This window comes from Bacteroidales bacterium (assembly GCA_018334875.1).
Lineage (GTDB): Bacteria > Bacteroidota > Bacteroidia > Bacteroidales > UBA12077 > JAGXLC01.
In genome coordinates this window covers 5,806-13,015 of the sequence record JAGXLC010000095.1, presented here as the reverse complement: position 1 = coordinate 13,015, position 7,210 = coordinate 5,806, and the positions used below count along the sequence as shown (strand labels likewise).

The 7,210-nt window shown below is 45.7% G+C and carries 4 protein-coding genes; 1 reads left to right on the top strand and 3 read right to left on the bottom strand.

Translation table 11 applies throughout. The features are described from left to right. Positions 1-33 precede the first annotated feature (33 nt). The 3 genes from KGY70_09610 to KGY70_09600 all read right to left on the bottom strand — a co-directional run bounded on the left by KGY70_09610 (position 34) and on the right by KGY70_09600 (position 5,527). The gene (locus tag KGY70_09610) at positions 34-2,658 is read right to left on the bottom strand and encodes a carbohydrate binding family 9 domain-containing protein (GenBank protein MBS3775433.1); all 2,625 of its coding nucleotides are present in this window, start codon (positions 2,656-2,658) and stop codon (positions 34-36) included. Positions 2,659-3,876: 1,218 nt separating this feature from the next. Continuing rightward, positions 3,877-4,863 (bottom strand): SMP-30/gluconolactonase/LRE family protein, encoded by a 987-nt coding sequence (locus KGY70_09605; GenBank protein ID MBS3775432.1) that lies wholly within the window; start codon positions 4,861-4,863, stop codon positions 3,877-3,879. Positions 4,864-5,116: 253 nt separating this feature from the next. After that, the gene (locus tag KGY70_09600) at positions 5,117-5,527 is read right to left on the bottom strand and encodes a DoxX family protein (protein ID MBS3775431.1); all 411 of its coding nucleotides are present in this window, start codon (positions 5,525-5,527) and stop codon (positions 5,117-5,119) included. Between the two features lie 531 nt (positions 5,528-6,058). Between KGY70_09600 and KGY70_09595 the strand changes: the two genes are divergently transcribed. Next, positions 6,059-7,183, top strand: coding sequence for an exo-alpha-sialidase (locus KGY70_09595; GenBank protein ID MBS3775430.1), 1,125 nt, complete (start codon positions 6,059-6,061; stop codon positions 7,181-7,183). Positions 7,184-7,210 lie beyond the last annotated feature (27 nt).

The window sequence follows — 7,210 nt, the reverse complement described above, 5'->3', positions numbered from 1 at the left end:
CAATCATCCAATCATCCAATCATCCAATCATTCTTACAGCCCCAGCCTGTAGGTAAACTTCAACAGAAACACATTCTCCGGATAGATGCCAAACAAATCATTCAGGTCGTTCTGCAGGTTGAAGTTCCCTATGGGATTGAAACCGTTGCGGTTTTGCGACCATACCAGGTATACTGTGGATCCGGGTATATATTCCCAGCGGGCCACCAGGTTCGATTTGAATTGCAGTACATTGAAATCGGGTGCTCCGAAGGCGTAATCTGTTGCTCCATCCCTGTTTTCATCTATACTGAAATGTCCGTTCTGCTGGTTGATCTGGTCTTCCGTAAAGTTGTGGAAACGATTGTGATAGTTTTCAGCAGTGGAATTGGTAATGCGTTTGAAATCCGAATATTTTCCGGCGGCTATGAAAGGTTGTCCCCAGTATTGAAGAGACAGATCGGGCGTGAGACTGAAGTTCAGCCTCAGTGACATGCCTAGTGTGGCCCGGTCAATGGTGGCCATGATATAGCGTTTCTGCGCGTTGTATGTTGTGGTACTGACATACTGAAGCTTATTCTCCTGAAAACTTAGCGATGGACTGAGGGATATGTTAAGTGTATTGTGGGGAATATAAGTAATATCGGAAAATAAGCTGGTTCTATAAGCATTGTTGTGTGCATCCCAGCTCTGATGGCTGCCCACGCTGAATTTGAGCTTCTTCCTCTGGTCCGATTCGATCTGTAGCCAGTAACGCAGGGAGCCAGGTTCCTTCAGGAACGGTCCGCCTCTCAGTGCGGTTTTTGAGAGTCTGGTTGAACTGCCGTTGAGACCCAAACTCAGTTCCCAGTAGTTTTTGAATTGCATGTTCATATTGATGTTACCGCCGGTGAACAGGTGGTTTCCACCGTAATCCCAGATTCTCCACTGGTTGACACTTACCCTTAAATTTCTGAATATCATAAAGGGTTCCCACATTCTGTAATTGGCAAAAGCCAACTGGGATAGCTGATCGGCCTCCCGCTGATAGCCCATGTCATTCAGTTCCAGTCCCGGCGATTTCCAGTTGAAGAAAGCGCCGTAATTGAAATGCCCTTTTCCTAACTTAAGGAACATCAGGCTACCACCATGACCGGAAAGGGAGTTCCTTGTAGAATCCAGTGAGAAGTGATCTACATCCGGTCGCTGATAATAGTGAGCAGAAGAACGCTGGGTTCTGGTAATGGCTTCCTGGCTGCCCCTGACGTGGCTGGCTGTGCCCCGGAAGGCAATCTGATATGTTCGGTCAGACCACCGGTGTTTGAAATTGAGACCGCCGGTATAGGCCTGATCATGCATAAAGTTAAGATGATCTGCTTCGATCCGCCGGTTGGTGGCTGTGGCAATTCCTCCAAGCATGGTTTGCCCGTCATTGAAGTCTTTTTGCAGCCTGCCCAGAAAATAGTTGGAAAGGGGTTCCACCGTTTCAAAACGGGAATTGTTCCCATCACTGATCTTCGCCTTTTCTTTTGAAGTCATGCTTTCCATAACACCAACAGACCAACCGTCCCGGGTTTTGCCGGTCAGTTTCAGCGCACCGAGTATATCGGTATTATCCGGTGTCCGGGCATATTCGTCTTCCCGGGTTTGCGGATTGTAGCTGGGGGAATGTCCGATCCTTCTTGAATAGAAGAGGTTGTCCATCATAAAGTCACCCAGTTGCATGAGCCGGAAATCCATAATGCTCTGCCCTTCGATAAAGAAAGGCCTTTTTTCTTCGAAATAGGTTTCATAGGCTGTCAGGTTTACCTGGGAGGGGTCTGCTTCCACCTGTCCGAAATCCGGATTGATGGCCATATCAAGCGTAAGGTTGTTGGTCACTCCCAGTTTTCCGTTTAGCCCGGCACTAATATTTTTGTTGGCGCCCGATGCTTTGAAAGGGTTTTCTTCCACTTCATCGAATCGTTCAAGTTGCGTAACGGCATAGGGGGTTATTGACTTTTCCTTTTGGGATTTGATGCCATTCATTCCTTTCAGTTGCCCAAACTCGCTCACCCATCCTCCGGCATCCTGGGGGATAAACTTCCACAATATTTCTTCTTCATTCCGGTAGATGGTTCGCTGTACCTGAAGGCCCCACTCAGAGTCACTTTTCTGGCTGAATCTAAGCTGAGTGAAAGGAATTTCCATTTCAGCCTTCCAGCCCAGGCTGTCGATAGCGGTATCCACATACCAGATGGGGTCCCAGTTGTAATCCCTGTTCATGCCGTCATCGCTGATCACCCAGTCGGTTTTTACGCCTGCAGCACTTACAAAGAAAGAAAACGCAGTTCGTTTGTCGTTATAGCTGTCGATCTGAATACCCACCTGGTCGCCTTCCAAATTATCCCTTCTTGACAGCCGTTTGACTATGCTGTCGGGATGGGTGTCGTAAGCCCTTATGGCTATATACAAATTTTCATCGTCGTGGGCCATCTTAAATTGGGTTTCCTGTGTCGGCTTTCTGCCTTCGTAGGGTTCGACCTGAACAAATTCATTCATCCATTCAAGTTGTTTCCACGCAGCATCGTTTAAATCACCATCTATTTCAGGTGCTTTACCACTGATTTGTTGAGTGATATACTGTTTGTTTTGGGCACTTCCTTCTAAAGCCACAAAAAACATGAGTACAATCAACAAGGTAGTTTCGATCCGTTTCATAATCCATTTTTTTTTGTTCTGCTTTCCTTTGAATCAAGTTTTATACCAAAGTGTAATAAACATTAACAATCAATCATTTAACAGAATAATTGAATCATTTGATTGTTCGGATCCGAACATCTGGTGTTCGGTTTGATCTTTTCAATGCAAAGGGACGATGACAATGAAAAAGCGATGCATTTTTACTGGAAAATCATTACTCTTGTGACTATAAATGGGGGTTTCTATAAAATTTTTTTTTGAACCACATACCTGCCCCGAAGCAGGCGGGGGACACATAGGAAAGATAGGATTTCACATAGATTTATCATTCATCAAGCAATTGAGGGGATAAGTTTTTAAATAAGGTTCTTTGACTTTCTTGGTTTACTTAATGAAAAAACTTTGTTATTCACAATATTTCTTTCTATGTGTTAGCCTATGATCTAATTGCCAGCGGTGGTAAATAACGATAGAAACGCCATAACACCAAAATTCGCCTCGTAGAGCGCGCGATAGATTTTATTGGCTTACAATGCATCGGATTGAACCGGAATGATCCACCGGCAAATAACAAATTGTTGATCCGCGTTGGATGCTAAAATATGATAGCAACGGTTCGGGGGTTTCCAGGTAAGACAAAAAGAATCCCCGAGGCATCTTTCTATCGCGCACTCTACGAGGCGCTGGTGCGGAGGGGGGGTCCATTATTCCTATCGCTATTTGCCCTCTACGAGGGCGGAACGGGGTATCATGGATTTATTATGCCTCAGCTCAGGTAAGAAGGTCAACAGATATTTGTTGCCCTCAAATCATCCATCATTTGATGATTAGCAATAAAAGGGCACATGATATTCTTACATCCTATTGGCTTATAAAGAAAATATTAATCTATATATAAAAATCACTCCTGAATTCCGGTTATGGCTTTATTTCCCAATCATATCGATGCATGCAATCAGGCGTTTCAAATCCCCGGCCTCTTGCCCCGATAAGGGGCAGATAGCGATAGAAATGCCGAACCCTGGTGACTTGGGCGCCTCGTAGAGCGCGCGATAGATTTTATTGGCTTACAATGCATCGGATTGAACCGGAATGATCCACCGGCAAACAATAAATTGTTGATCCGTGTGGGATGCTGACCCGAATTATGCTATCACTTCTAAAACTTAGCTAAACAAAATTTTTAGAAATGATAGCATAATCCGATCACTAAAAGCAATCAAATGGGTTTTGTTTTTAATAAGCTCCCTGCACATTCATCTCAAGCCCGAACACTGAATCCATTGCCGTAATGAAAAGGGTATGTCTGTCGGGTCCTCCGAAACATACATTGGCAGTCCAGCCTTTATCCACCGGTATATGGGCGATCTTTTCCCCGGTCTTGTCAAAAACCGTCACCCCGTCACCGGTAACATAAACATTGCCTTTGTCGTCCAGGGTCATCCCATCGGATCCAAGTTCAAAAAGCACCTGTCGGTTTGACAATGTGGCATCCTCATTGATGTCATACACATAGGTCTTGTCATCGCCAATATCCGCCACATATAACTTTTCTCCGTCCGGAGTTCCGATGATTCCGTTGGGCTTTACAACGTCATCCCCCACCCGCATGAGGCGGCTGCGGTCCGGGCTCAGGTAATACACATGCTCGCCATCCTGTTGCATCTTCGGATCCCGCTTCCAGTAATCGCGTTTGTAAAGCGGATCAGTGAAGTAGATGCCCCCGTTGGGATGAATCCACAGGTCGTTGGGACCGTTTAGCCGATTGCTCCTGTATCCATCCACAAGCACCTCCACATCACGGGTATCTAAATCAATAGACCACAACTGGTTCTTCATGTCGGCACAGGTGATCAGATGGCCCCGATCATCAAAAAACATTCCGTTCGAGCGACCGGCCTCATCCATGAAAAGGGTAACCTCACCGGTAGAGGCATCCCATTTGACAATGTCATTGTTGGGCTGATCGGTAAAATACACATTGCCCTCATCGTCGGGGGCCGGACCTTCAGTAAACTCAAATCCGGTACCCAGAAGCTCCAGGCTGGCATCTTCAGCAACAATGCCTTGTGTGTCCATTATTTGAGCATTTGCAATCCGGGAATGGAAAGCAAAAAATGCCAATAACATCAAGGGAATAAGCCGCTTCCATGAGCAGAATGCAATGGCTCTTTTAGCAGGGCAGGTATCCTTTTTGTTAAGGGGACGGTTATTTGTTTTCATAATCTGAGGATTTAAATAAAACAAAGCACCAATTTACAAATTCCAAATAACAAATAAATCACAATAACCAATCTCAAATGACCTAAACAGAAAATTTAGGGTTTAGAATTTCGATTATTAGGATTTCGAGACTATTTGTAAACCGTCAATTGCCGGTCAAGTTTTGGTGCTTGTTATCCGTCAAAAGCCGGACAAGTTTTGGTGCTTTCTTAAGTTTTTGGTGCTTTCTTAGTTTTTTGGCTCGAAACCAATCTTACTTTGCAAACCTCCTATCCAGCGAATATTTCCCTGCTCCGCTGTAAAGCAGTACGATAAATACCACAAGTCCTTTAAGCGGATGCAGTATGTTAGACAGGGCATCGCCCTGTGCACTGTGCATCAGGACTGCCACCAGCATGGTAATTAAGAGAAGGGCAGCAGCAGGCCGGACCAGAAAGCCGAAAACAAGCAAAAGCCCGCCAGCGAATTCTGCAAGAGCAGCCATAAATCCCCAGAAAGCAGGGGCAAAATCAAGTCCTACAACACCCATGGCACCACCAAGACCACTCCAGGTATCAACTCCGCCGATGATCTTGGGCCAGCCGTGGAGTACAAATATTACACCAAATCCTATTCTTAGGATTAGCAACGCTACGTGAAGCGCATTGTTCGAAGTATCAAACATCTTTTTACTCATAAAACAATAAATTTGAGGGGTTCATATTATTTTTCTTGTAGATAAAAAACTGTGAAAACGATAATGTTGAATGATTTAACAACTCAGATCGTTAAAAGTTCAAAATCCATTCTTTATCTATTTGTTCACTCTAACCCGAATTATTCAAGAATAATTCTGACGCTATTGAAAAACCTGGCTTTTTGCTTCAATAAAATTCGCAAAAAAGCCGGTTTTTCTAATGCGGGGTTGCCTGCATCCATCCCGCAAACCATCCCACATTCAAAAACGAATCCCGCTGGTAAGCGGGATTCGTTTTTGAATAATGCAGGCTAAAAGGATAATGGGAATATTTTGGTTATTGGATTTTTGTCCCCATATTTGTTCATGGATCATCGCAAAGCGTATGGCAACTCAGTGATGACCGAACATGGATTGCTCGGCATGGTGGCCAACACAGGGGATTCTGTCTTCAGGAAGGTTTTCTTTTTGCAGTGGCAGCCAAATAAAAAATTGTTTAATAGTATAAAATTACAAACCATGAAAAGATTCATGTTACTGATATGTCTGTTACCTCTTACCTCACTACTGCTGTCATTTGGTCAGTCGGAGGAAAATCCTTACTGGCATAAGGATGGAGCGTTCCTGGATACGCAGAAAATATTCCATGAAGAGCGGTTTCCCAATGTAGTCGTGGCAACAGATGGTACTGTTATTGCCACATGGGGAAGGCATTCCGTCAGGGCACGCCGGAGTGAAGACGGAGGGAAAAGCTGGGGGCCTGAGATAACCATTGCCGATCCCGGCTTTCAGGGCGGTGGCACCATTGTGGATGAGAATACAGGGGATATCCTGACATTTGTTGAAGCGGGGCACCCTCCGGGTCCATTTACGATGTACCGCAGCAAAGATCATGGAAAGACATGGGAGCCGGAAGAAGTGGAAATTCATCCGGATCAATTCGGACACTATCCCTCCATGCACATGAACGAAGGAGGGATCACCCTGCAATATGGCGAGCATGCGGGGAGGCTGATACGTCCAACTCGGTATTATGACGGTGGGAATGACCGCAATTACTGGGATGAGCATTATACCAACGCCATCTACAGCGATGACGGAGGACAAACTTGGCATACCAGCGCTCCGTTTCCTGCTAAAGGTACGGGTGAAGCTGCATTGGCAGAGCTTTCCGATGGCACCGTCTATTATAATTCCCGCAGGCATCATTCAACCGATGGCCGCAATCCGCGGATGCGGCATATTGCCTGGAGCCATGACGGTGGCGAAACCTGGAAGAACCTTTCCGTTAGCGAGGTGCTTCCCGATGGTTCTCAGCACAGAGATTACGGCCTGATGGGCGGACTTGCCAGGCTTCGTCTGGATAATCACGACATACTGCTGTTCAGCAACATCGAATCGGATGAAGGGAGAAAACAGGGTGTGGTCTGGGCGAGCTTTGACGGTGGAAAAACATGGCCTGTCAAACGGCTGGTGGAAGAAAGAAGCTTCGCCTATTCTTCTATGGCTGCAGGCCGCGAGGGAACTCCAGGCGAAGGAATGATCTATCTGCTTTATGAACACGATGGAGGTGCAAAGATGGCGCGGTTCAACCTGAACTGGTTGACAAAGGGTAAAGACTGGAAGACCTTTATTGAAGACTGATTCGGAGCAAAGACCCCATATCTTCTG